Raw genomic sequence first — 24,102 nt, 5'->3', positions numbered from 1 at the left:
GAACAAGCACCCCCGAAGCAGGATCAATGAGCACGAACCACGGCCACACTGCGGGAGGCGACTTTGCGACGGGCACTTAGACCATGTTCCACAACCTCATCGATAACCCGACGGCGATGCTCCCGACGACGGCGACGATCACGTCGAAAATCAACAACGGGGCGCGTTTGCGCAATCACTTGCCCGTGAACCGGGCTCGTGAGCTCCGCGCCACGCTCACCAGACGTTTCGCACCAAACGACACTGGTGGGAACAAAGAGCGCAGTGAGCGGTCACAGCGAGACGCGTATGCAGAGGACACGCCGCTGACGTGGGTGTTTGGTGACCATCCAGAGGCGAAACTGGTTGCGACCTTCCTCAGCGAGCCACAGACCACGCTTGATGTCAGTGACCTCAGACAGCTCAGTGGCGTGGATGATGAGGCTGCTTTAGAGCGCACACTCGCGCAGCTTGAGCGTCATGACGTCATCGTCTGTGATCGGTCTGGTGAGGAGACAGTTGCGTGTACGGTCAATGAGGGCTCGCCATCGGTTGAACAGCTCCGTCAGACTGAGCAGGTGTTGCTTAGTGAGTGGCACAAGCAGTAGCTGCTTGATGGAGTGGGTTGGTGAGTCCCAGAGAAAGTTGTCACTTTCCACAGAGGGGACTGGTAGTGAAGGACTGGCTTCGACGAGATCACTGCCCCCGATTGAGCCACTACGGGTTGGGGTTAACCGATTGATGGCTACGATCGCAGCCGCGAGACGAACCCTGCGTTCGGTCGTCCGAGCGACAGGTAAACAGAATTAATTCAGTAGTCCACAGATATATATCGCTTCAAACCTACCTCTGTACTAACGAGGCGACACGCATGGACGTTACTGACATCCCTGAGGAAGCGTATGACGGTGCGGAATCGCGACCAGATCTCACTGAACTTGCGTCACCTGAAACGCTTCTCACAGACGGACCGATCCGCGAACGGCTCCTTGATGTCATCACTGGGCTTCGAACGCCCACGAAGGTCTCCGGGATCGCCGACCTCGCCGACTGTGGGACCGAGACAGCCCGAGACTATCTCGCGTGGTTCGACGAGATGGGCATGGTTCACCGCCACGACGGTCGGCCCGTCCGGTACGAGCGCAACAACGCGTATTTTCAGTGGCGACGTATCGACCGTCTCCGTGACAAATACGCCGAGCAGGAACTCGTTGACGAACTAACAGACACACTCGACAAAATCGAAGCGTACAGAACGCAATTCGATGCAGACGATCCGAACGAGATTTCTCTGGTTGAAGCCAGCAGAGAAATGACAACCGAAGACGCATGGGAGGCCCTCTCTGAGTGGAAAACGCTCGAACGACGAGCAACGCTCCTCGACGCGGCGCGACGTGACCACCCTGCCTCTGGTAGCCCTCCCGGGCACATCGATGCCTGAGCAGCCGGGCAATCCACCCAGTACCGGCCCAATCGATGCTGCGGTTCTCGACCGGATTACCGCTCACCTGCTCCGAAGCGCCCGATTCGAGAGTGTCAATGCACAGCCAGCATACGCGCCAAACGCTGTCGTTGCTGATTACGACCTCGGGTACTTCCGCAGCGGGGTCACACGTGCCTCACTTCGGATCCGATGGTTCGAGACGGACGACTTCAGCATCCACTACACTGAGCAGTATCAGACGAGCAATTCGTGGGAGTGTCGATGGGATCGCCATCCCAACGATCACAACCTCCGCGAGCACTTCCATCCACCTCCGGACGCAGCAACACCAGGCGAGGATGCTGAGTATCCACCCGAGTGGCGAGACGTACTCACCACCGTACTTGCCCGTCTTGACGAACGGATCGAAGAATTCTGGGACGAGTGAGCATCTCTCGTACGAGATAGAGTCCTGATGTGGGTAGCGCGATCTACGGAGACTCATAGTAGGTACAGAGTCTGACCTCTCCGAGGTCAACACCGGAGACGCGCGTACCGATCGGCCCGCTGAATCACCTTTATCCGGGCAAGAGTGCCGTCCGAGATACAGAGGCTGAGTTCAGGAATGACAGGGGTGATAGGTCCGAATCCCTGGACACGTCTCACCGCAACTGCATAGGAACTTTGAGGTGAATAAGCGGAGAGTGGAGAGTCATGAGTCATACCGTCCAAGAACTTCGAAACGCGATTCGAGTGGCAACCGATCGCTTCGAACGGGAGGTCAGGGCGTCGTTCACGAAGGAGGAGCTACAAGCGATTTGTGAGGCACTCGGAGTCGATGTCGACAAGACGGGGCAATCATCAACATCGCAGATGCGGCAACTCATCCGGGCGCACGTCGGCATCGCAGAGTCGCCGGAGGCGGCCGACAACTCCCCGTTCCGGAAGGCCGATCTCCAAGCGGTTGCTGACGGAGTCGGGACGTCGTTCGAGTCGTAATCACCAATCGCCCAATCAAGCTGGCTGTTATAGTTCTAGACCTGACTCCCCAGGTGAGGTCGCTTTCTCCTGGCCGACTCGCACGATGTATCTCTGGCGCAAAAGACTCAATCAAGAATCCGAGAGACGCTACAAGAGAGATTTGATCAGCTATTTTGGGGAAGACCACTCAAAATGACTCCAACGAGAGCATGAGGAGATTGTGCGCCACTCAGCGCGTCTTAGGTGGCCTACTCTGACGTGTCTGCGATCTCCTCGGAGTACGCGTCCTCTCCAAGCACGACCTGAATCTCACCTGACGGCGCGTACTCGTAATCAGTTCCGTTGAGAACGTATACCTTCCCCTTGTCTAAACGGAGGTCTGCATCGTACACCACGAACGGCCGGACCTCATCGTCACTCATCGACCGATCACGCAGCAAGCCTTTCTGGTACGGCTTGTGACTGTCGAGATCTTGGATGTGAGTGACAAGCGCCTTCACGAGGACGTTATCGCCAGAGCCGGTCAGATCGGTGAGGTGAGTGAGGCCCTCTCGAACCGCCATTATCGACCCTCCGTGTAGCGCACCGTAATCGTCCCAGTTGTCCGCCCCTCGGGTGTCTCCACGCCACACCACGGGCAGGCGTCCATCAGTGCTGCCTCGTGCGGCTTCTCACACTCCGGGCACTGTACGGCACCAGGCGTCCGGACACGGGTCGCGGCCGCATCGACTACGGTCACAAGGGCGTTGCCAGTTTGGCAGATAACGACATCGGCAGGCGGGTAGTAGCGAGCACCGTCGAAATCCTTGTCAGGGAGGTCTGCGGTTACCCCGTCATTCCAGAGCGTCTGGACGGAGTGGTCAGTCTCGGGGGAGCGCTCAGCGAGGCGCAGCGTGGCGTGGGTAGTCGTGAGCGGCTGGTGCGTCGTCGGGTGGGGTGTGACGGACATTTGTTGTGGTGTTCGGCTGGCGGTGAGCGAGCAGTTCCTCAGTGACTTCCAGGCTCGCGGAAGCACAGAAATACAAAAACAAGAGAGTAATAAATAATTTCTTGCGATACTTTTACTTATCAACAGATTTCGCGGACGTATGTGTGTATATGGGCGCATGTGAAGCGCAGGTGCGCACTTGTGAGCGGCCGGGCGGCCGAGTGTAGGCACGCTCGGCTGTGTGCCCCCGGCTGCGCTCGGCCTCGGGTGCGCTAGCGCATAATTGACGCGCGTGGTATCCGCGCGCGGTCACCGGGTGCGCGGGCGCAACTGGCGCGCGGGACCGCGCGTTACAGAGGAATGGAAACTTCCACTGAAAGGGGGGACCGAAGGGGACCCTCACCGGGCCCGAGGGGGGTCCTGCTGTAAGGAGGTCGAAGGGGGGCCTGCCGCAAGGGGGGGCCTCTCTGTAGGGGGACCCCTGCTCCGCAAATATTCAAAAACATTCGATATTTAATAAGCACAGTACGACACAAGCTTTGCTGGGTGGATTGTTCGGCAATCAGTGAATCCGTCATCAAGCCTGTCGGTAAACATAACAGGGCCCCGGCCGGGCGTCAGTCGTCAGCAGCAGAAGCCTCAGCCTGCCCCTGCCAGAGATTCGCATATGTTCCCTTACCCGCAACTAGTTCTTCGTGATCGCCCTGCTCGACGATCCGGCCCTGATCCATGACAACGATCTCGTCTGCGTTCTGAATCGTCGACAGTCGGTGGGCAATGATGAACGCGGTCCGCTCCTCGACCAGCCGCTCAAGGCTTTCTTGAATCAGCTCCTCAGTCTCCGTATCAACATCCGATGTGGCCTCATCAAAAACGATGATCTCGGGGTCATTGAGTAGTGCCCGGGCAATAGCAAGGCGCTGACGCTGGCCGCCCGAGAGTTTGATACCTCGCTCGCCAACTTGCGTATCGTATCCATCCGGGAGGTCGGTGATGAACTCGTCAGCCGCAGCGGCCTCAGCGGCTCGCTTAACCCGAGCGCGGGCGCTCTTGTCAGGTTCCTCCGCCCACTCGGCCTCAAGTGTCTCGCGATCGCCATACGCGATATTCTCCGCGACAGTCCCAGAGAACAGGTACGGATTCTGCTCAACGATGGCGATCGAATCCCGTAACGACTGTAGATCATACTCCCGGACATCAGTCCCATCAACCCGGACTTCTCCGTCATCGACATCGTGGAACCGAGGAATGAGTTTCAGGAGTGTTGATTTCCCGGCCCCAGTCGCCCCAGCAAGGCCGATTGTCGTCCCCGCCGGCACATCAAGCGAGACATCATGAAGGACAGGCTCGCGGTCCCCGTAGGCGAACGTCACATCGTCGAACGTGACTTCCCCGTCAATCGACTCAGGAGTGTGCGGTGAGTCGGGGCTCGTAATAGTTGGCTCACGGCCGAGCAACCCGAACACGCGCTCGGCACTGGACTTCGCAAGCTGGTACTTATTTGCTGACTTCCCGACCCGGCGCATCGGCGAGTACAGCCGCCGCAACAGAAGGAAAAAGAGCGCGAACCCACCAAGGGTCAACACTCCTGCCTCGCCAGGAACGCCGGTGATAATATCAGTGCCACCGATGTAAAGAACGAGGACGAACACGACGCCGGTTAACAGCCGTAGCGTCGCAAAGAATCCACGTCGGATTTGTAGCGCCGCAACCTTCTCGTCGTGGTACGCTTCGCTCTGCTCAGCGACCCGACTCTGCTCAAACCCGTACCGGTCGAACGCCTTAATCACCGCCGCGCCACCCAGGTTGTTCTCAAGCCGCGTGTTCAGTCGAGCGACAGTCTCGCGAATCGATTTATACCGCGGCTCGATCCAGGTGAGAAACTGCCCACTAGCCAGTCCGATGACTGGGACGGGTGCAAGCGCGATGAGGGCCAACTTCGGCGAGTATGTCCACAGGATGATCGCAATCCCACCGACCGTTGCGACCACACGGATGAGTTGTCGAAACTCCGTATTCAGGAACTGCTCAAGCCGGTTGATATCGCTGTTGAGGATCGACATCATGCCGCCAGTCTGATGATCGGCGAAGAAATCCATCGAGAGCCGCTGGAGATGGTCATATGTATCGTTTCGCAGATCACGCTGAACCTTCTGGGCCGTCGCTTGAAGCAGATAGCGAGACACAAACCGAGCGAGCGACCGGACCAGATACGCAAGCACCGCGATGAGTACGAGCTGTTCAAGTACCGCGAGGCGGGCCGCCTCGCCGGTGATCTCACCCGGCGGCAGCAAGCCCACGTCGGTCAACAGTCCCGCGTCGGCCGAGCCGCGGATCGCTCGATCGATGGCGGCCGCGACGACAATCGGTGGAACCAGCCGGGCAAACCTCGTAAGGAACGCTGCAAGCACGCCGAGCGTGAGAGTCGGCCAGTAGCGTTTGGCGTAGCCGAGCAAATTCACCATCGGGTGGCCGTCAACGTTCTCCCGAGCGTGTTCAAACCCGCCGTGGTCGTCTGTCACTGCATTCGATAGCGTTCTCGCGCACAAGTATCCGATGACATGGATGTGTTGAACCGCTCGCCTGTATACGGTAGCGTCGGCAAGCTCCGTGATTGACCGTATCGGTGTTGCTGCCGCTTACATCACGCTCTCGGTTCACCGTATAAAACCAGCTCTACCATATCGGGATTCCCACAACTGGTGGGACAGATTATAAGAACAACGTGTTGAGCAACACTTGGCGGTTAGAGTAAGCTGCCGGAGCCGAACAGCAATCTACTTGATATATCTCTGATCACCTTGGGTCAGTACCTAATTAATTGGCTCTCTTCAGACACCACGCGCTATCCAAACTCACTCTATCAGCGACCGGATAATGGAGTTACCACCGAAATTTGATACTCCTCCACAGGGGACTAGCGGTAGATGACTGACTTCGATGAGTTCACTGACCGGTACAAATCATTTATCGTAGACCGTGATTGGGACCAGTTTCACACACCGAAAAACCTCGCTGAAGCGATCAGCATTGAAGCAAACGAACTGTTGGAACTCTTTCTCTGGCACGACAACCATCCATCTGAAACAGTGCAAGCTGACACCGAACTCCACGGCCGAGTCAAAGAGGAACTCGCTGACGTGGTGATTTATTCGATTGCGCTTGCAACACAGCTCGACATTGACCTTGCTGACGCAGTGGATGAGAAAATGACCGCTAATGAAACCCGGTTCGATGAGGACACGGCTGCAGACATGACTGCGGAACTCGAATCCTGGCAGCGGGACTAACCCACAGACACAGCCGAAATACTCTCTTCGTTTCCCTGAGAGCACTACCACGCTCTGAACTGTGAGTTTGTGACCTCAGACGGTAGTCACTGGCTCAGAAAGTTTGTTTAGCAGAATCATGTGTTATATGACATAGGCGTCGTAACCCATTTCTCATGAGTAATGGGTCTCCCGCCGACGGCAATCGTGAGCAGGCCGAACGCCGGGCGTGGATTGTTGGGTTCAATAATGAAACGTGGTGTAACCTGTTTTTACGCGAAGGGAGCGTTAGCATGGGATGGTCGGACGTCACAACTGACATTTCTGCATTAACATCTCATGAGGCGATTATTGATGCGACGACGGCCCGCGACTCGGTGCACCCGCGAAATCCCGCAGTACAACTCCGAAAATTCGCACATGAAGCCCAGGTCGGCGATATCATCGTGCTCAAAAACGGGCTTCGCTACCGTTCCGATGACAAATGGCAGGGGAAGGCTACGATACGGGCAATCGGTGTCATCGACAGCGACTACACCTATCAAGACCCGAGTGACCGGTACGGCGAGCTCCCACCGACCGCACGAAACTCAGTCAACACTCACCACCGGGATGTTAATTGGATCCTCAACTTCGATGAACTGATCGGTGGAGCGTTCACACCCGAAGTCCCAATCAATCGCTGGACCTTCGAAGAATTTGACGACTATCTGGAGCTAAAATCCCAGCTGCAATCTTCCCGTGGACTCACGGATCATTTCTCGGAACTCGAAGCGTACGCAGACCAGGCGAAAACACAACACAGCGGCGACCAACCGACGGTCTGGATCGAGAAAAGCTACCACAACCGTGACGATCGTGACGTCGACGGATGGGGGCTTGGGGACGCATTATGGTGTCCACAAACCAGGACCGACGGCGGGAGCTCCGTGTACTACGACAACGCGACCGACGTGGAACCAGGCGACGTCATCTTACATCTTGACCAGCATCAACGCGCATTCACCGCCGCCTCACTGGCCGCAGCTACGTATGAGGAAACGACATGTCTCGAAGACACCGAATGGGATAACAAAGGCGTATCAGAAATGGGGTACAGTTCCGGCGAACGTCCCGCGTACCGGGTCCCACTCACCGAGTATGAAGAATTTGCGACCCCGCTCGACGTCGATGAGGTACTCACAGAAGCTAACGAAGACGTCCTCCATGACCTCCGTGACGACCACACCGTTGTCTACAGTAAGAACCTGAACCTCAACCAAGGCGCGTACCTCACCGAAGCTCCGCCCGCTTTCATCGAACTCATCAGCGCCGCCGCACGCACCGCCATCGGTGACACACTTCCCCACCTCGACCGGGTGGGTTCCACTGAACGGGTAGAAACTCTACGGACAGATTCGAACGACACAGAGCCAGACGAGTCCGAACAGTTCGACCATCCGACCGACCCGTTAGTCCAGCACATCCAAGCTGAGGAACCGACGATCTATGGATTGACCGCACCTGCAGACTACTGGGTGACGGCACTCAAGTATCGGGCCTTAGGCTTCGAAGACACACAGCACTCCCAGTGGGCGAACATGGACCCCGGCGATGTACTCATCTTCCACGCTGGGGGCGAACCAATGCATCCTGAGCTTTCACGGCCCGATGGCTTCGTCTTCGGCATTGCGGTCGTGGGCAGCCACTTCGAAGCAGACGAGCAGTGGTGGTACGACGATATACACAATACCCGAACGTACCCATACCGTGTTGCATTTGATCGACTTTTCCTCACCCCTGGTGCTGCTGTTGCGACAGACCTTCCAGACGCAACTGACTCTGTCCATGAACTAACTGACGCCATCTCCCAACTACAACGAGAGAGTATCCCCATCGGCACCGTCAACGAACGCTGTGATGACGCGACAGGTAATCACTTCCCAAGCCGACAGTTCATCAGCACATTCGACGATGATGCCGAGTACGGTCGTGGTGAGGCCGTCATTGACCTACTCGTAGGCACGACAACTGAGTCGTCGCCAATTGCAACGACAATTGAATTCTCAGGCACAATCGACCCGGATGCGTTCTCTGGTATCGTGTTTCCTGAGGCGTACGATGTTCCGTCTGCCAACGAACTTGCCGACCAGATTACGGCTGCTGTCCGCGCCGGGGATCACATCATTTTCACCGGCCCACCTGGCACCGGAAAAACCGAGATTGCCCAGCAAGTCACCGCCCACCTCACCCGCCACTACCCGCATCTATACAGCGGGTACCAGGTTACGACCGCCACTGCCGACTGGTCTACATTTGACACCGTGGGCGGGTATATGCCGACCGAATCCACTGACGAGGAAACGAGCGGTGACCTCGCGTTCACATCTGGGATCGTTCTCAACCGTCTCAAAAACACAAAGACAGGTGTTCAGGCCAACGAACCGATTATTATTGACGAGCTCAACCGGGCCGACATCGACAAAGGATTTGGCCAACTTTTCACCCTGCTCTCGGGCCAACCAGTCCAACTCCCATACACGAAACACAACAACGAAATCGAGCTGCTCACCACCGATCATCTCCACGGCACTCCCGCGGATTACCAGTATCTCGTCCCTGACTCGTGGCACATTTTCGCGACCATGAATTCCTATGACAAGACGTCGCTGTATGAGATGAGCTACGCGTTCATGCGCCGCTTCGCGTTCATTCGGATCCCAGCGCCAACTCTCCCGGCAGGGACCGATGATGACGCACTCGATGCTCTTGATGACGGGATGCGGCAGTACGTCGCTGCCTGGGACGGTCTTGACCCGACACCCGAGGAACGACGCGCAGTCGGGCTCGTTTGGAAACATACCAACCAAGCCGTCGAGGATCGCGCAATCGGCCCCGCAATCGTCAAAGACATGCTCGGATACATTACCAACCACCACGACACCGGCAACGGAACCCTCCCAAACCGAGTTACCAATGCCGTTATCAGCTACATTTTCCCACAACTCGAAGGTGTCCCGAAACGAGACCAGATCGTGCGGCACATTACTGACATCAACAGTCACGAGGGAACTGCCGATATGATTGACCGGGAACTGTTGGAAACAGCCGCACGTGATATGCTGCAAGTTACACTCGACAGTGACTCATGAATCGCGAAGCCCTGGTCGACGGACTCACTCAAGATATTCTCGCGTACGTCATGAACGGCGGGTTCCCCGAACGCGAACTCGCCAACTCACTCACGTTTGACGGACTCGACGAGCGATTCGAAGATTACGAGCTCCTCCTTGATTTGCATTTTATCCTCAAGCCCGACGTCGTCGAATTCGTTGAGGAGCTTTCACAGCGCTTGCGCAATGTCCGTACCGAGACCAAAACCGTGGCTCGGACGCAACGCGGCGGCATCGACGGGCACATCAACTGGGGCTCAACCGTCAAAGCCCGGTACTCAACCAACCCGAACGACCGCTCACTCTTCGTCACCGAAAACCGTTCCGAGGACTACGATATCCCCGAGAATATCGTTCTCAAACGGCTTCTCTCAATCATTTACACAACGTTGCGTGACGCTGACGACTACCTGAAAGGCAACTACGAGTGGGTCACCGCTCGGTGGCAGGCGAACACTGACCTCATCGATGATGTCCAACGCACCGTTGAACGGAACGTCCACGTTCGGCGGATCCGTGACCCGAAAACGTACGAACCGACCGAGCGAATGCTCACAACTGCCGAAAACTCTCGGCAAGAAATCTACCGTGATGCTGCCGATCTGCTGCGAGCTCGCCAGCGGCTCTTCGACGGGGATCCCGATGCGCTGCAGAGTCTGCTTAATCAGACTGCGATCACCCCAGACGATCAGGCCCGACTCTTCGAGCTCTACGTCCTCTTCCGTTTTATCGGCACCCTCGAAGACCTCCAAGACACACCGCCCGTCTTTCAAACAATCAAGAGCGGACGGCAAGAGATTGCTCGCATCGATGGCAGTCAAGAGATTGTGTTGTACCACGATACCTCCGCCAGTGATCGCGGTCTCTCTTTCCGTACAGATACCGTGCCAGAGGACCGCGAACTCACTCGTGCCGAGCGCGTTCAACAAACTGCACGCGACGTTGCCAGTGCGTACTTCCAGAAGAATTTCCAAAATCACACGGGCCGTCCTGATGTTATTGTCCTCGAAGTCCAATCTGAGGACCCGCTCACGTATGAGTATCTCATCGCCGAAGTGAAGCATAGTACCCGCGAGGAAACCATCCGAACCGGGATCAAGGAGACGCTCGAATATCTTGCATTTCTCCGTATCAACGAAGACTACGTCTTTGGACGGGACACGAGTACTGGGGAGATTTTCGGGAGTGGGTGGAACGGTCTTCTTGTTGTACAGGATCTCGATCAAGAGACGCCGTCTGTGGATGCACAGGAAGACGAACCGATAACTATTCTCCAGGCAGGAGAACTCGACGAGGCGTTGCCTGATATTCTGAAGAACGTATTGGATCAATAGCTCGTGTTTTTTACGTAATCAATACACGACGACATCCGTGAGCTTCTACAGTAGTCTATTGAGTTACTGTGGGTTTGGGGTTAGCTAATCGATGGATAAGACGAATTACCCCAGCAAGCGGTCCAGGAACCCTGGTGATGATTCGGTATCGTTGTTCTCACTCAGTTCAGCGAGGTCGATCCATTCTTCGAAGCCGTCTGGGTTCTTGATAATGATGCTCCGACCGCTCTTTTCTGGGCGCATTTTCGTCGGGAGCGTTTTCCGATAGCTGTAGAGTTCGTGTGGCTCAAGATCGAATTCGGCGATGAGCCGGTTTTCCCGCCGGTCGAACGTTACGTCACCCCGCTCGTAGGCTTGCTTCCACTTGCGCTTGCCAATGTTGTACTTCCGGTTGGCCGGCTCTTTCGGGAAGAATCGTGGGACATCACGGTCAGCACGGTCGTAAAATTCGAGAAACACCTGGCGAACGTCATCGACAGTTCCGCCAGCGTCGAGATATCGCTCGTCGGTTAGGATGCGCCGTGACACATACGAGAAGATCGGGTTGCGGGCATCGAGGATTGTGTTGAGGTCTTCTTGCGCCTTGTAGAAGCCCTCATCCTCGGGATTTGATGGGAACGCGACATCGAAGTGAAGCATCTTCGCTCGGTTCCGGAACCAGTCATTCGGCCGAGAGTCGTTGCTCGTGAAGATGAGCGTCGGATACGCGACCTCATTTGATGGGTGCCACGAGTCTTGCCAGAAATTCCGCAGCGTATCGACACGCTCGATTTTTTGCTTGGAAATGTCGGAGACGACGTACGGGAACACCGTATCGATGTTCCGCAGCGATCGAATCTGGTTCTTTCCGACATCGTCTGCGTCTGCGCCACCGCGAACGAGGTCATCAGAGATGAGCCGCAACACGAACTCCGTGAACTTGTCTTTCCCTGCGTCGGACTCGCCAAAGATGTAGAGATATTGGAGTGCATTATCGAGGGTAACGCTTCCGTAGAACTGCTCTGCGTACAGATTCACGAACGGCGCCCAGAGCCCGTAGAGAACGCCTTCGTAGAGATGCGCTTTCACAGCTTCTGGGTTGTTCGTTTCACCCCAGCGGTCGATTGTCTTGATGTAGTTCTCGATATTCTCAAGGGCTGCGTCGAGGAGGTCTGGATCGGGATCGTGGTCTGCGGTCAAGATACGGTGATGTTCACCGTACTGAAGATGGACGCGGTGATTCTCCTCGTCTATCCACATCTTCGGCACGTCATACCGCGTTTGAAGATAGTTAGTGTAGCCCTCAACGGGTGTTGTGATTGCGTCAGCGCCGACATCTGCGCCGCGGCGCCTGAGATCGGTTTCCATCTGGTCGAGATAGCCGTTGGTTTCGTATCCTTGCGTCGAGAGAGTGATTGAGTACTCTGGGGTTTTTGCTGCAGTAATGCCTTCGACTGGATCTGCTTCTGATTGCTCGCCGTTGGTCGTAGTATCGTCGGATTCGATCTTCTCGGGATCAATGCTAACGACTTCATCTGCTTCTTCGGGGTCTTCGGCCACGCCCACAACCTGATCTACCTCGTCGCCTAACGCTTCGAGTTCTTGGCCAACATTGGAGTGGATCTCGCCCTGTTCTGAGAGCTGTGTGTTGCGGTTGTCTATCCACAGCTCAATACGGCGCTCAACCTCTTCTTCATCCTCAAGTTCTTCCAGCTCTGCCGCGAGGTCCTCCATGAATATGGTGTCAGCATACTCCTCGCGGTGGTGATCGATCCACTGTGTGAACTGTTGATCGAGTTGGCTCCCGACCTCTGTGTTGAACACGACAACGCTGTTGGTCTGGTTTTTCCAGCTGTTGTAGGATAGATTCGCGCTTCCAGCGATGAGCGTCACTGTATCGTCGGCCTCAACGATCCGATACAGCTTGGAGTGGACGACTTTTCGGTTTTTGAGTCTGACAGTCAGCCTGTCTTCCTCGTAGTATCGCTCAAGTCGGCGCGCTACCGTGGCATCATCAACGGCGGACTGGTACTCATCTTTGTCCCCGACGAGGACGTCCATCGTCTCCAGACTGGAGCCCTCTTGATCAAACAATTCGAGGAGTAGTTCGGGTGACTCACAGTACGTGACTGCGTCGATATGGACCGCGTCATCGAAGAAATTTGTAAATGACTTCCAGCTCTTGACGGTTTGCCACTCCATCTGTGCGGAGTTACCGAACCCGCCGAGGTTGATCGTCGTGTCCCAGTCTATTTGTTGGTGGATTGGGAGGACTGGCAATAAGAATTGGCGAGGTGATTGGTCGGCTGTGAGGTGATGGCTGGGATTGACGCGCGATACCGTCACAGTACAGAGGTGGAGTCAACTTCCATGACACCGGTGAGAAGTCATGTACTCCCATGGGTGCTCCTCGTTTCAGCGGCCGTGTTTCACGTTCTGTCCGCCGATATACTCCGTTCACTCTTAACCAACAGCTGGCGGTTCGATTACCACTGGTTGGTTAAGATTGAAACCACTGGAAGGTGAGCCTAATAGGGACAGGGTTCAATACAGTCAGAGATATCTATAAAAAAGAATTCATGAAGAGAATGTATAATATGAAAACAAACGGCGTTTCTACTGTGAGCGGACAACGAGAGATTATATCGGTAGCTCTCACACCCCATATTCGATATGAATTTGGTTCTTCCACAGCGAAGATTGCTCTAAACCCAATCTTCAACATCTAATACGGCAGTATTAGTATTTTGTTCAAGCATTTCATTTCGAAGCACCTGCTGCTACTCCTCATGATGAAATCTCGTGGACGGGCTCGCACACAGTGTTTTGGTATTTCATTTCGATGACGGGGTGTCTGTCTTGGTATCTGAGATTTCATATCGACAGAGGGCTCTTCACTTCGAAGTCGGTGTATGATCACGGAATTGGGTGGGAAGACAGAGACACACCACTCTTGCAAGTGAAGACGAGAAACTGAGGTAGAGGGTGGAAGTAGAACAAGGCAGTCAAAGGGTAACGCATACTGATCTCAATACGTAGAATCACTCTAAGTACAAACTACTACAAATCAATATGAGCAATACGTGTCAACGTTTTAGTTGAAACTGTGGACTGTTCCTCAGTTCAGTACTACTAGATTAGTATTTCACTTGAAATAGTGGTGTGTGAGATGGGCAGAAATCTCAGCGTCGATCGGTATCTGCGTACAGATTGAAGTCCCCAATATCGAAATCGACTTCCTCAACATCGGTGAGGCAGATCATGTACTCCCACAGGTGTTCCTCGTTTTAGTGATCGTGTTTTCTCTAGAGACGCTCCGCGAGGTCGGCATAGTGTCGGAGTTGGAGGACTTGGTTTCTCGCGACGAACGCGCTATTGTGGTCGACGAGAGCGATATCGTTGCGCTTGACGTTCCACCACGCCCCGGCTACTGAGGTCCCTCAGATGTGGCTGAGATCGTTGTCAGATGTCGTCTGAAATAGTTCGAGGTCCTAGTTATTGAGATTGGACTCAATATCCTCAATTGGGTACCCATCTCAGGTTGGGTGACCATCTCGGATGAACTGTTTGTAGTTCTCAAATGCATCGTCCCGACCAGCAGGGTGAATCATGATACCGCCCATGTCACATCTGTAGATCCTTCCAGTTCTCAAATGATTGGTAGGAGTAAGGGTATCGTGGTTAGTCGGAACAAGTAGAACTATGAAGAACTGTAGAGGTTATCAACATCTGCTGGAGATACGATTACAAACCTATTCCTATACTTACCATGACAGTTGGGGAAACAGAAGGGGCCATGTTGAAAAATAACGTAGATAACATATTCTGACCGAATGCAATCGGTACAGGACAATTAAATTTGACTCGTTCTGTGAGTCTTACGCGCGCTAATTCGGGCTATGTCGTCACAAAACTTCAGGCGGGGGTCTACCACGGATTGACTGTTGAGAGGCGGAAGACGCCAACGTTGATGAGGTGATGCTAGGAGGTGGTACAGATACGATTGCGGCCGTTGCGGGGGCACGGATTGGTGTATCCAAACTTACCGTCGGTGGCTCCGGGCAATTGACGAGACGGCCTTACTCACAAAGTTAGGCCAGCAGCTCGATACGATGAATATCTCGCCTCCTGAGTCGGTCGTTGAGGATCTTTCGAGTGGCCAATTTGATTTACGGATCTAATTGAATACCTCCGAGGTGACTCCAGAGAGTACTCTGTTTCAATCGATGACTGTTGGCTGCCATCTGAAGGACATCCTCTTGTCGGGCGTGACTACCGTGCGTCGAACATGGAACGGGCAGCCGATTGAATCTCCGCTGCGGTTGCCGACCCGACCTGATACACGTCTGTCAGTTCCTCTTGAGACGCCTGTATGATATCGTACGGGGTTTGATACCCCGATTCGTAGAGAAAGTATGCCTGTTGACCGGTGACGGCATCAATATCAGCGACAGTTGGCCCGTACAGCAGCCGGAGTTTTGGCACCGCTTCGGATGCTGGAACGCCCGAAGCAGCAAGCGATGCGAGAGCAGGGTCGAATACGGATTCTGAAACACCTGTTTGATCACGAAGCCGCTCGTCGGCGGGCTTGGTTCGCCCAACAATCTCGCGGGCACCCTCGACGGCGACGGCAGCAATGCCCTCAGTGATTCCCTCGATGTCGGCAAGATACCCGGGTCGTGAGTCAGAAAGCGATTCAAGAGAAGTCATACCCCCCTCCGCGAGTTGGTTCGCTCTCTGTGGCCCAATACCTGGTATACGCTCCAGTTCAGAGACAATATCGGATTCTGTCTTTGCTGGTTCTTCAGGAGCTATCGATTCTTGCTTTGCCTCCACAGAATTGTCTGATTTCTCCCCGGGTTCATCGGGTTTCAGTGAATCAGGGAGAGATGGAAGGTCAACAATCTGGAGGTCCTCAGCAGAGACTTCATCACCAATAGGTGAGCGGTCAATTGCTACCCGAACTCGCTCACTGTTCCGTTCAGCGATATTTGAGTCAGTAACATAGGAAATCAACGCCGACCGCTCATTCGGACTGAGAGTTCCATCAGCTGAGAGATCATCAATGATAGCATCTGCGTCACGCTGGTTTGGGAACCAGGCGTCGCCCATTGCCACGAAGACCGGGACAAACGGCTCGGGAACGGTGTCGCGTTCGGCAAGCCCCAATCTATCCGTGAGTACGATGATGGCTCTGTCATCTAGCGATAGTTGATATCGGCCGCCAGGAAGAGAAACTTCTAATTTTAGTCGATCGACTGAGTCACGAATCAGTCGCGTCGGTTGGCGCATGTCGCTATATTTTCACAAGTCATGATAATAGTTTGACTAGGCGAAATTTAGACACACATGTTTGATGCGGCCCAAATCCACACGATTAGCCGCTAACCAACTCTGAAGACCTCGTGATGAATTCCACAATAGCAGGTCCCAAGATACGATAATCGTACTGTTGCCCTTGACCTGATTCATAATTATCCACATTCACGGTGAACTATTGCTTATCCCGTGGTGGCTGAATACCAAGATTAACCAACGAATCGTGCTGCTACCAGCAGTTGTTAGTTAACTCACTAGATATCTTTGTCCGTTTCAACTCGCCCATGACGTCTATCAATCTCATCGAGTAGATCGAGCGTCTTGCGAATTGATGCCCGAATCGCGTCGCTTCGATTGACGAATTTGCCCTCGTCACCGACGTGTTCGTCAAGATCATCAAGCAGTTCTTGCGGGATCTCGGCGCTGACCTTCGGCATATACCTATAATCGCAGAGGAATATCTTCAGAGTGTCGCACAGTACAACGGTTCCCTTCCCACCTAGGATGATCCACAGTAGATAGCGAACCAAGCGTGCTGATTAATATACTACGAGAACTCCGGCCGTTCCGCGTACGCGATCGGGTCGCGTGACCCGGCGTTCCGGAACGCCTCTAACCGGAAGGCACAGGCATCGCACGTCCCACACGCCGGTTCTTCATCGCGGTAACATGACCACGTGATGTCGTACGGCACCCCGAGTTCCAACCCGCGCTCCGCAATCTCCGTTTTCGACCACTCAACGAACGGCGCTTTCAACTCAATCTCCGTTTCCGGTTTCGTCCCTACATCGATCACGTTCTGGAAGGCGTCGAAAAAGGCCGGGCGACAATCAGGATACCCGGAGAAATCCTCCGAATGAGCGCCGATGAACAGTGCCTCTGAGTCAGTTGCCTCTGCGTACGATGTCGCCATCGACAAGAGATTCGCGTTTCGGAACGGGACGTACGACGTCGGAATCTCATCACTCTCTAAGTCCGCGTCAGCCACGTCCATCTCCTCGTCCGTCAGACTCGACGCACCAATCTGCGACAGATGCCCCGTTTCGATATGGAGGAAGTCAGCCGCATCGACCTCCTCAGCAAGCGTTTTCGCGCACTCGTACTCTTTGTCTTCCGTGCGTTGCCCGTACGACGTATGGAGGAAGTAGGGCTCGTACCCTTGCTCCATCGCCTCGTAGACGGCCGTCGCACTATCCATCCCGCCAGACACCAGAATCACCGCGCTTTTGTTGCTCATATCTGCTCAGTTATGTCGAATCGATTATCGCTCTGTTCACCACACCGCACTCGCGCACCTCGCTCTTCCGACCGGCGTCTGAGAGTGACGTGCTCATGTTCCCGGTGCGTCGTTCCATAGGTCCACGTGGAGGCGCGGCGTGTACCGGTAGCCGTACTCCATCGCCAGTTCAGCGACCTCGCTTCGCGTCCCGTCGAGTTGCTCGCGCGTCATGCCCTCCGGCATCAACAACACGTCATCATCGGCGACGGTCGTCGCCGTCGCTTCTCGCACTCGATCAACCAGGTCCGTGATCTCCGGGAGGTCCGACTCGTCGGTCACGACGAACTTGAGTTGGGTCTCGTAGTTGTCGACCATCTGGGACAACGCATCCATGTCGATCCGGTTCTGTTCGTGTTTCTCTTCCCACTCGCCCTCTCCTTTCGGGTCACGCTCCGGTGTCGGCGTGCTGCTCGCCAATTTTGGGCTGATACTTGCCAGATCGATCGGCGCGTCCCGATGGATCGTCCCGTTCGTCTCCACCGTCGTGTGATACCCCCCTGCGTCAAGCCGTTCTAAGAGCTCGACTGACTCCTCGTGGATGAGTGGTTCCCCACCTGTGAGCACGACGTGGCCAGCCTGTTTGTGGGACTGTATTTCCTCCACGATAGAGTCGACGTCGCGCCACGCCCCGGTCGGCTCCCACGAGGTATGGTACGAATCACAGAACCAACACCGCAGGTTACACCCAGAGGTCCGTACGAAGACGGAGGGGACGCCTGCGAGCGTTCCCTCGCCCTGTAACGAGTAGAACACCTCGTTGATCGGGAGGCCCTCACCAGTCGTGTCAGCGTCTGTTGCGGGCTCCTCGATATCGCTAGCGACCGGCATCAGTAACTCGCACAGAGCTCACCGGTTTCGCTCACCGACACCGACACGTCCGAGACGGTGTCCGGGAATGTATCGAGCATGCGTTGTTCGAGGAGGACGCTCATCACCTCCGCCGTCGGCGGGTGCTCCAAGACGACGAGCGCGTCGCCGTCGCCGGACGCTTCGAACGCGTCGACGAGCGGATCGCCCTCTTCGACGAGGAACCGGTGGTCCCACGCGTCGATGACGTCCGTGACGTCGCCTTTGTCGACGACCCACCCCTCCTCGGTGAGTTCCCCGGTCACTTCGACGGTGATCTCGTAGTTGTGCCCGTGTGGCCGCGAGCACTTCCCGTCGTGGTGGAGGATTCGATGGCCCGAGCTAATTCGGATAGGGTTGTCGTCTCCGATTTGGAGTGTTCGTTGGCCTGCTTCCTGAAGCACATCTGCTTCGGATTCGTCTCTTGATATACTCCGAGCCATACTCGAAGAATATTCGGGGAATATATAAATATTGAGTTTCGATACTCCACCGATGGAACGGCAGCACCACTCACAATCGTCTCTCCATCGACTCTCTCGTCGCCCACTGGTATCATCTCCAGCCGGGCCGCAGCATAGCACCGCACGCAATTGTATGGTTACTGACGGTGATGACAGTTGATGCAGACTGAAGACACTCGTGCGATCTTCACTGCCGTGTTCGCCGGCTCAATCGTCCTCGCAAACGTCCTCGCAGCGAAACTTACGTGGATTGAACTCCCCGGACTTGGCGGCGTCGCCGTCCCTGCCGGGTTCGTTGCGTTCGGTGTCGCGTACCTCGCTTCAGACCTGCTCGTCGAGTACCACGGGAAAGAGTACGCTGCGACCGTGGTCAACGGAACCGTCGTCACGCTCGTCATCGCGTATGCGCTCGTGTTCCTCGCCATTTGGATGCCGTCTGCCCCGTTCTACGGCGGCCAGGAAGCGTTCGTCTCGACGCTTGGTGGTTCCGCCTCGATTATCCTCGCCTCCGTCGTAGCGCTTGCCGCTGCCCAACATCTCGACGTCCGACTCTTCGCTAATCTGAAGAGTCGCACCGGCGGTCGGCATCGCTGGATCCGGAACTGCGGTTCCACGGCAATTAGTCAAGCCGTGGACACAGTCGTGTTCATCACGCTCGGCTTCGCTATCTTTCCGGCACTCGGCCTTGGCGGGGACCCGACGTGGGGTTGGGCGCTCGTGTCGATCGTTGCTGGGCAGTACATCGTGAAACTGCTTGTCGCGCTGATTGATACGCTCCCGTTCTACGCCGTTACGGAGTTCGTGGAGCGGCCGGCTTAGATGTAATCTGTGCCGAATGAAGACCAATCTCCGATGCTGTATCAAAGCAGAATATCGAGTATAGTGCTCGAGAAGCGTGTTCGACGTGGTGTAATAAATAGCAAATATACTCGACACTACAGGCTACATAAATAGCAGATTAATATTATCGGGATAGGTATATTTCTACTTTCGTGGACCGAATGCGGTCTTCATACATTCTAGTCGGGAAAAGATATAAGTTACAGCTGAGCTTACCGCAGCTCGTCATATGTTGTACAGGCGACGATCGTTATCAACACCACACGGGGAGTTAGAGACACCTGTTCTCTTTCCAGTCCGTAACATCGGGAAGCGATCAAGCGATAACACCCCAGAGTACACGGATGAGATCCCTGACCTCTCGACTGCGATGGTTAACGCTCGGTCGATACGTCAGCGCGAACCACAGTGGGACAGAATACAGGACGGTCAGACCCTGCGGAGTGAGATGGGGGTACCCAAGTCTACCATTATTTTCGCCGATAGTGGTGGATTTGATTTCCGCTCTGAGGAACTAGACACCACCCCAGAGAAATCGCTCGAAACACAGCAGGCAATCGAAGCAGATATTCTTGGGACAGTCGACGTTCCACTTTCGCGTGAGAATAGAGAGCGAGAGAACGACCGACGGGCAGAAGAGAATATACAGCGGGCACTTTCCGCGAGTGATTCGCATAACGGCGACGGCTTACTTTTCGCTAGTGTACACGGGTACGACCCTGAGACAATACAGAACGGGATTCGATATCTTGAGAAAAACGGTGAATTCGACGGGTACGCGCTCGGTAGTCTCGTTCCTATCAGGACCGACTATGAGAAAGTCACAAAACTGATATTAGCTGCGAGGCGAGCAACTGACAAGCATCTCCATGCGTACGGATTGGGCGGCCTCGTGTATCAACCATTACTGCTCTATTGCGGAGTGGACAGTTTCGACTCAAGTGCGTTTATCCGGAGTGCTGGTAACCGGAACTACCTGATTCCTGGATTCGGAGGGGAGGAACTCCGACATATCAAGAATCTTGAATACCTACCTTGTGCTTGTCCGGTCTGTAAGGATCGCACACTTGACGATGTCCGTAAGGACCGTGATGCTCTTGTGAAGCACAACTTGTGGGCACTCGCACTCGAACTTCGTCGCTTCCGGTACATGGTGGAAGCAGGCGAGGATGTTGAATCATACCTCGATCTTCGCTTCCGTGGCAACGAAGTTACAGCTCGGGCCTACAAACTAGCGAAACAACAAGTCAGGAGGCTCGCATGAGTGACGAACGCCCTACCGTTCGACCGGTTAACCTCGGCCGACTGGTCGAACTAACTCACTTGTGTCGGGACGGCGCACAGTCAACGGATGACGCCGTTGATACACTCGACGTGAGCAAACGACGTGCACGAGAAACAATCCTCGAATCGACGCGCATCAATCTTATTGAAGAAATATCTGCCGAGGAAACCTACGCGACAACGTCCGTCGGTGAGCGTTTTATCGATGCCGTCGAAGCGAGCGATTGGGAGAAAGTCAGCTCGGTTCTACAAACTCACAGTCCACACTACGGTGAGTTTCTCGGTCTATTCGAAGATGGTTGTACCATCGAACCAGATGTGGCGCTGGAACTGCTTGAGGACCAAGCCGAGTTTACCACCTACGAGTATAACGAGACATCATTAGATGTCATCGGGGCTTGGGCACAACGCCTCGGCGCAATCCAAAGAAACGCGTTCAATGGGACCTTCTATGCAGTCGAAGAAAGCGAAGTGCCGCCAAACTTCCCGTACGTGTTGCTGTCTGTTGCTGACAGCCTAGAAGAAAGTGCTGGCGTGAATCTGAAGAAGCGGTATCTCTCGATCCCCGAACTTCGTGAACATACCTGTGAGCGCCTCAGTTGTGACCGTGCTGCGTTCGATGACGCCCTGCGGACGCTCGCGCAAGAAAATATCGGTCGGATAGAGCTCTCCGGAGCACCGATCGACACCGGCGCGAAGGAAGCACGGTACGGGCTCAAGACGATCGAACTGGCCGACAGCGACAGCGAACTCGTCACTACCAACCAGTCTTCAGAGCAGGTGATGCGTGGTGTCGAACAGCTCGGTAAGCAATACTACTACCTCGCGGTGTACGACCGCAACCTCCAGTTCAACAACAATGACTGACAATTTCGAGATTACAGACGAACAGCGCGACTACTCATCCCTCGGTCTCGACCAAAACCCGTTCCCCTACAGCCCAGTACCCTCGGACAATCCTGAGGTTTACTGTGGACAGGATCACGTAGCGGACGCGGTGAGCGATACCGTCTCATCGGTGCTCAGTACCGGAAAATCGAAACACCTCGTCATAACCGGAAAGTACGGAAACGGGAAATCACACACCCTCAAATACGCACGCTCGCTCGTCCGTGACCGCGAAGATGTTCTCGTTGGATATGTCGCTCAGCCCGGAGAAGGGTTCCTTGACATCTATCACGAGTTCATGTACGATCTCGGCTTCGATCGTGTACAGGAACTTGCGTACGAGTTCCTTTCTCACGTCGCCCGGAAGCATACCGAGACGAATCCGATGGGGGCAGCCTCGATGAAATCTCTGATCGACGAGGGAGATATTCTGCTCTCAGAACTCGTTCCAAAAGCTGTCCAACTGCTGAGTGACGTCACAAAATTCGCAGACTTCGCTCGGGCGATTGTACATATGGTCTATGAGGACACGAACCTCTACGCGTGGCAGTGGCTCACCGCGGAGGGAATTCGGTACGAGCAGCGCAAGGAGATGGAGATTCACAGCGCTCTTGACGACGACACGATGGGTGTGCGTGCGTTTACTGCGCTCAAGAACATGCTCCTCGAGCTCGGATACACCGGCGTGTTCGTCTTCGTGGATGAGTTCGAAAGCGTGGCGCGGCTCTCCCCGAAGAACGAACAGGCGACGCTCAACAGTCTACGCCATTTGATGGATCAGAACAGTTCCGGACTCAGCATGATGTTCGGATGCGCTCCGGAGGTCTGGCAGGACATCATGAGCGAATATCACGCGTTCTCCGAACGGATCGGCCGAGAGGTCTCCCTCCGACCGATGACAGAGGATCACCTGAAAGACCTCATCGATTCTTACCTTGATATTGCTGCCGGTGATACGGTTTCAGTGTCTGATATTTTCGAAGAGGACAGCCTTCAACTGATCTTACAGAGTTCACAAGGGAACGTACGACAGGCGCTTTCGATCTGTAGCTACACGGTCGATGATGCCGCTGAACGGGGGCGATCAAATATAGACGCAGAAATTATTCAGGAAATCGTTTCATAGTATAGCTTCCAATATTGAGATTTTGACTTTCTCGAATGTTCTAACTGATCTCTAACGATAAAAAGAAGTAGGCCAATACAGAGTAGTAGGGTTCGAGGCCATTGGTCATATTGTTAGTAAAAAGATCTAATCAGCTATACCTTCCCTTCAAGAATATCCGGGCACTATTAGTGATCTCGACCATCTTTGTTCTTCCTTCTTTCGTGGTTCTCACAAAATTCTCAGATTCCAGACTATCTATATGACGTGCGATAGTGCTTTTCGATTTGTCGAGCTCGGTAGCAATATCGCTGATCGATAGCGGCCTTTCCAGATCGTTCAGATCACCGAGTAATGCTGCTTCAGCGTCGGAGATATTCCCGCGAAGGTTCAAACGCGGAAGCCGGCGCACGCTACTGTCAATATCACCGACTTGGAGGACAGTATTGATATGTTTCTCGTTGGAGAACGTGGCAACGGTCAAGGGGAATAGGATCTCTCTTGCTCCACCACCGAGTACAACTATCGTTTCACCTTCGGCTGCTTGCATGAAGTCTGCACAAAGTAGCGTCGTTTCGACAAAATCGGCATACGGGAGATGCTCCGACTCCAACTTGAGGTCCGGAACTACCTGTGTCAGAACGTCTTCCACTTCTTCATACGCGTCCTCGCTTTGGTCAGAACCGTTCGCGGGTTGGAGGAGAACAACTCGATCCGATTCATCTAATCCTTCGCTCAATACTGGTCGAACAACACGTCGACTGTCGAATCCCAGTGGCGCGAGGTATGTTCTCATAGCTATGATGTCGATCCAAAACTCCGTTACTGTTCCGGAATATTACAACAGTCATCGAGATATTGGGATGAAAACAGAGCCAGAGGTGCCTAACTCAGCAATCTTCTGAATAAGGCCTCCAAACTGTCCCAGATTAATGCAAGTGATAGAGAAATATTTCGTCGGCGATAATTATTTTATGTCTGAATATAAACTGGTCTGTGACCGCATACTACGTGTCGGTAGGTGGTAACCAC

21 protein-coding genes are annotated in these 24,102 nt (G+C 54.5%); 12 read left to right on the top strand and 9 right to left on the bottom strand.

Annotated features, from left to right (window positions below; all coding sequences use genetic code 11):
* Nucleotides 1–83 precede the first annotated feature (83 nt).
* The 4 genes from SD626R_RS02250 (at nucleotide 84) to SD626R_RS02235 (ending at nucleotide 2,401) form a co-directional block, all read left to right on the top strand.
* Nucleotides 84–587: a hypothetical protein gene (locus SD626R_RS02250; RefSeq protein WP_092562904.1), complete on the top strand. Its 504-nt coding sequence runs from the start codon at nucleotides 84–86 to the stop codon at nucleotides 585–587.
* A gap of 263 nt (nucleotides 588–850) precedes the next feature.
* Nucleotides 851–1,420 carry a DUF7342 family protein gene (locus tag SD626R_RS02245; RefSeq protein WP_092562901.1) on the top strand — a complete coding sequence of 190 codons (570 nt, stop codon included), beginning with the start codon at nucleotides 851–853 and terminating at the stop codon, nucleotides 1,418–1,420.
* A complete protein-coding gene (locus SD626R_RS02240) occupies nucleotides 1,413–1,850 on the top strand; it encodes a toxin-antitoxin system TumE family protein (protein WP_092562898.1) in 438 nt (145 codons plus the stop codon). Before SD626R_RS02245 ends, SD626R_RS02240 begins: the two co-directional genes overlap by 8 nt.
* A gap of 305 nt (nucleotides 1,851–2,155) precedes the next feature.
* Nucleotides 2,156–2,401 carry a hypothetical protein gene (locus SD626R_RS02235; RefSeq protein ID WP_199242128.1) on the top strand — a complete coding sequence of 82 codons (246 nt, stop codon included), beginning with the start codon at nucleotides 2,156–2,158 and terminating at the stop codon, nucleotides 2,399–2,401.
* 230 nt (nucleotides 2,402–2,631) lie between these two features.
* Here SD626R_RS02235 and SD626R_RS02230 read toward each other — a convergent pair whose 3' ends face one another.
* Both SD626R_RS02230 and SD626R_RS02220 read right to left on the bottom strand, forming a co-directional pair.
* Nucleotides 2,632–2,946: a hypothetical protein gene (locus SD626R_RS02230; RefSeq protein WP_092562892.1), complete on the bottom strand. Its 315-nt coding sequence runs from the start codon at nucleotides 2,944–2,946 to the stop codon at nucleotides 2,632–2,634.
* Between the two features lie 982 nt (nucleotides 2,947–3,928).
* Nucleotides 3,929–5,833, bottom strand: coding sequence for an ABC transporter ATP-binding protein (locus SD626R_RS02220; protein ID WP_092562886.1), 1,905 nt, complete (start codon nucleotides 5,831–5,833; stop codon nucleotides 3,929–3,931).
* A gap of 405 nt (nucleotides 5,834–6,238) precedes the next feature.
* On the opposite strand from SD626R_RS02220, the gene SD626R_RS02215 reads away from it, so the two are divergent.
* The 3 genes from SD626R_RS02215 (at nucleotide 6,239) to SD626R_RS02205 (ending at nucleotide 11,066) form a co-directional block, all read left to right on the top strand.
* Nucleotides 6,239–6,601: a nucleotide pyrophosphohydrolase gene (locus SD626R_RS02215; RefSeq protein WP_092562883.1), complete on the top strand. Its 363-nt coding sequence runs from the start codon at nucleotides 6,239–6,241 to the stop codon at nucleotides 6,599–6,601.
* A 155-nt stretch (nucleotides 6,602–6,756) separates the two neighbouring features.
* Nucleotides 6,757–9,711 carry an AAA family ATPase gene (locus SD626R_RS02210; RefSeq protein WP_092562880.1) on the top strand — a complete coding sequence of 985 codons (2,955 nt, stop codon included), beginning with the start codon at nucleotides 6,757–6,759 and terminating at the stop codon, nucleotides 9,709–9,711.
* A complete protein-coding gene (locus SD626R_RS02205) occupies nucleotides 9,708–11,066 on the top strand; it encodes a hypothetical protein (protein ID WP_092562878.1) in 1,359 nt (452 codons plus the stop codon). The genes SD626R_RS02210 and SD626R_RS02205 overlap by 4 nt, the downstream gene beginning before the upstream one ends.
* Nucleotides 11,067–11,171: 105 nt before the next feature.
* Here SD626R_RS02205 and SD626R_RS02200 read toward each other — a convergent pair whose 3' ends face one another.
* Nucleotides 11,172–13,247 (bottom strand): phospholipase D-like domain-containing protein, encoded by a 2,076-nt coding sequence (locus tag SD626R_RS02200; RefSeq protein WP_092562875.1) that lies wholly within the window; start codon nucleotides 13,245–13,247, stop codon nucleotides 11,172–11,174.
* 962 nt (nucleotides 13,248–14,209) lie between these two features.
* On the opposite strand from SD626R_RS02200, the gene SD626R_RS16650 reads away from it, so the two are divergent.
* A complete protein-coding gene (locus SD626R_RS16650; RefSeq protein ID WP_158298345.1) occupies nucleotides 14,210–14,479 on the top strand; it encodes a hypothetical protein in 270 nt (89 codons plus the stop codon).
* 838 nt (nucleotides 14,480–15,317) lie between these two features.
* Here the strand turns inward: SD626R_RS16650 and SD626R_RS02190 are convergent.
* The 5 genes from SD626R_RS02190 to SD626R_RS02170 form a co-directional block, all read right to left on the bottom strand.
* Nucleotides 15,318–16,337, bottom strand: a complete 1,020-nt coding sequence (locus SD626R_RS02190; protein ID WP_092562872.1) for a helix-hairpin-helix domain-containing protein — start codon at nucleotides 16,335–16,337, stop codon at nucleotides 15,318–15,320.
* A 281-nt stretch (nucleotides 16,338–16,618) separates the two neighbouring features.
* Nucleotides 16,619–16,801, bottom strand: a complete 183-nt coding sequence (locus tag SD626R_RS02185) for a ribbon-helix-helix domain-containing protein (protein WP_092562869.1) — start codon at nucleotides 16,799–16,801, stop codon at nucleotides 16,619–16,621.
* Between the two features lie 110 nt (nucleotides 16,802–16,911).
* On the bottom strand, nucleotides 16,912–17,601 hold the full coding sequence (queC, locus tag SD626R_RS02180; protein ID WP_092562866.1) for a 7-cyano-7-deazaguanine synthase QueC: 690 nt from the start codon (nucleotides 17,599–17,601) through the stop codon (nucleotides 16,912–16,914).
* A gap of 93 nt (nucleotides 17,602–17,694) precedes the next feature.
* Complete coding sequence (locus SD626R_RS02175) at nucleotides 17,695–18,471, bottom strand: 7-carboxy-7-deazaguanine synthase QueE (protein WP_092562863.1); 777 nt, start codon at nucleotides 18,469–18,471, stop codon at nucleotides 17,695–17,697.
* On the bottom strand, nucleotides 18,471–18,932 hold the full coding sequence (locus SD626R_RS02170) for a 6-pyruvoyl trahydropterin synthase family protein (protein ID WP_049932898.1): 462 nt from the start codon (nucleotides 18,930–18,932) through the stop codon (nucleotides 18,471–18,473). The genes SD626R_RS02175 and SD626R_RS02170 overlap by 1 nt, the downstream gene beginning before the upstream one ends.
* A 180-nt stretch (nucleotides 18,933–19,112) precedes the next feature.
* On the opposite strand from SD626R_RS02170, the gene SD626R_RS02165 reads away from it, so the two are divergent.
* The 4 genes from SD626R_RS02165 to SD626R_RS02150 all read left to right on the top strand — a co-directional run bounded on the left by SD626R_RS02165 (nucleotide 19,113) and on the right by SD626R_RS02150 (nucleotide 23,091).
* On the top strand, nucleotides 19,113–19,772 hold the full coding sequence (locus tag SD626R_RS02165) for a queuosine precursor transporter (protein WP_049932897.1): 660 nt from the start codon (nucleotides 19,113–19,115) through the stop codon (nucleotides 19,770–19,772).
* A gap of 250 nt (nucleotides 19,773–20,022) precedes the next feature.
* On the top strand, nucleotides 20,023–21,057 hold the full coding sequence (locus tag SD626R_RS02160) for a tRNA-guanine transglycosylase (RefSeq protein WP_158298343.1): 1,035 nt from the start codon (nucleotides 20,023–20,025) through the stop codon (nucleotides 21,055–21,057).
* Nucleotides 21,054–21,944, top strand: coding sequence for a hypothetical protein (locus SD626R_RS02155; RefSeq protein ID WP_176697251.1), 891 nt, complete (start codon nucleotides 21,054–21,056; stop codon nucleotides 21,942–21,944). The genes SD626R_RS02160 and SD626R_RS02155 overlap by 4 nt, the downstream gene beginning before the upstream one ends.
* Entirely contained in the window at nucleotides 21,937–23,091 is a 1,155-nt protein-coding gene (locus tag SD626R_RS02150; protein ID WP_092562854.1) for a BREX system ATP-binding domain-containing protein, read from the top strand. The genes SD626R_RS02155 and SD626R_RS02150 overlap by 8 nt, the downstream gene beginning before the upstream one ends.
* 130 nt (nucleotides 23,092–23,221) lie before the next feature.
* Here the strand turns inward: SD626R_RS02150 and csa3 are convergent, their stop codons facing one another.
* Nucleotides 23,222–23,866 carry a CRISPR-associated CARF protein Csa3 gene (csa3, locus tag SD626R_RS02145; RefSeq protein ID WP_092562851.1) on the bottom strand — a complete coding sequence of 215 codons (645 nt, stop codon included), beginning with the start codon at nucleotides 23,864–23,866 and terminating at the stop codon, nucleotides 23,222–23,224.
* Between the last annotated feature and the right edge of the window lie 236 nt (nucleotides 23,867–24,102).

Origin of the sequence: Halorubrum sp. SD626R (genome assembly GCF_001261915.1) — an archaeon.
Taxonomy (GTDB): Archaea; Halobacteriota; Halobacteria; order Halobacteriales; family Haloferacaceae; genus Halorubrum.
Note: the sequence above shows the minus strand (reverse complement) of the source record. Positions and strands in the feature narration are given on the sequence as shown.

Excerpts from the sequence above, each read along its gene's own strand:
- SD626R_RS02250 (WP_092562904.1), top strand. The coding sequence starts at position 84 with ATGTTCCACAACCTCATCGATAACCCGACGGCGATGCTCCCGACGACG.
- SD626R_RS02245 (WP_092562901.1), top strand. The coding sequence starts at position 851 with ATGGACGTTACTGACATCCCTGAGGAAGCGTATGACGGTGCGGAATCG.
- SD626R_RS02240 (WP_092562898.1), top strand. The coding sequence starts at position 1,413 with ATGCCTGAGCAGCCGGGCAATCCACCCAGTACCGGCCCAATCGATGCT.
- SD626R_RS02230 (WP_092562892.1), bottom strand. The coding sequence starts at position 2,946 with ATGGCGGTTCGAGAGGGCCTCACTCACCTCACCGATCTGACCGGCTCT.
- SD626R_RS02215 (WP_092562883.1), top strand. The coding sequence starts at position 6,239 with ATGACTGACTTCGATGAGTTCACTGACCGGTACAAATCATTTATCGTA.
- SD626R_RS02210 (WP_092562880.1), top strand. The coding sequence starts at position 6,757 with ATGAGTAATGGGTCTCCCGCCGACGGCAATCGTGAGCAGGCCGAACGC.
- SD626R_RS02205 (WP_092562878.1), top strand. The coding sequence starts at position 9,708 with ATGAATCGCGAAGCCCTGGTCGACGGACTCACTCAAGATATTCTCGCG.
- SD626R_RS02200 (WP_092562875.1), bottom strand. The coding sequence starts at position 13,247 with ATGGAGTGGCAAACCGTCAAGAGCTGGAAGTCATTTACAAATTTCTTC.
- SD626R_RS02190 (WP_092562872.1), bottom strand. The coding sequence starts at position 16,337 with ATGCGCCAACCGACGCGACTGATTCGTGACTCAGTCGATCGACTAAAA.
- SD626R_RS02185 (WP_092562869.1), bottom strand. The coding sequence starts at position 16,801 with ATGCCGAAGGTCAGCGCCGAGATCCCGCAAGAACTGCTTGATGATCTT.
- queC (WP_092562866.1), bottom strand. The coding sequence starts at position 17,601 with ATGAGCAACAAAAGCGCGGTGATTCTGGTGTCTGGCGGGATGGATAGT.
- SD626R_RS02175 (WP_092562863.1), bottom strand. The coding sequence starts at position 18,471 with ATGCCGGTCGCTAGCGATATCGAGGAGCCCGCAACAGACGCTGACACG.
- SD626R_RS02170 (WP_049932898.1), bottom strand. The coding sequence starts at position 18,932 with ATGGCTCGGAGTATATCAAGAGACGAATCCGAAGCAGATGTGCTTCAG.
- SD626R_RS02165 (WP_049932897.1), top strand. The coding sequence starts at position 19,113 with ATGCAGACTGAAGACACTCGTGCGATCTTCACTGCCGTGTTCGCCGGC.
- SD626R_RS02160 (WP_158298343.1), top strand. The coding sequence starts at position 20,023 with ATGTTGTACAGGCGACGATCGTTATCAACACCACACGGGGAGTTAGAG.
- SD626R_RS02155 (WP_176697251.1), top strand. The coding sequence starts at position 21,054 with ATGAGTGACGAACGCCCTACCGTTCGACCGGTTAACCTCGGCCGACTG.
- SD626R_RS02150 (WP_092562854.1), top strand. The coding sequence starts at position 21,937 with ATGACTGACAATTTCGAGATTACAGACGAACAGCGCGACTACTCATCC.
- csa3 (WP_092562851.1), bottom strand. The coding sequence starts at position 23,866 with ATGAGAACATACCTCGCGCCACTGGGATTCGACAGTCGACGTGTTGTT.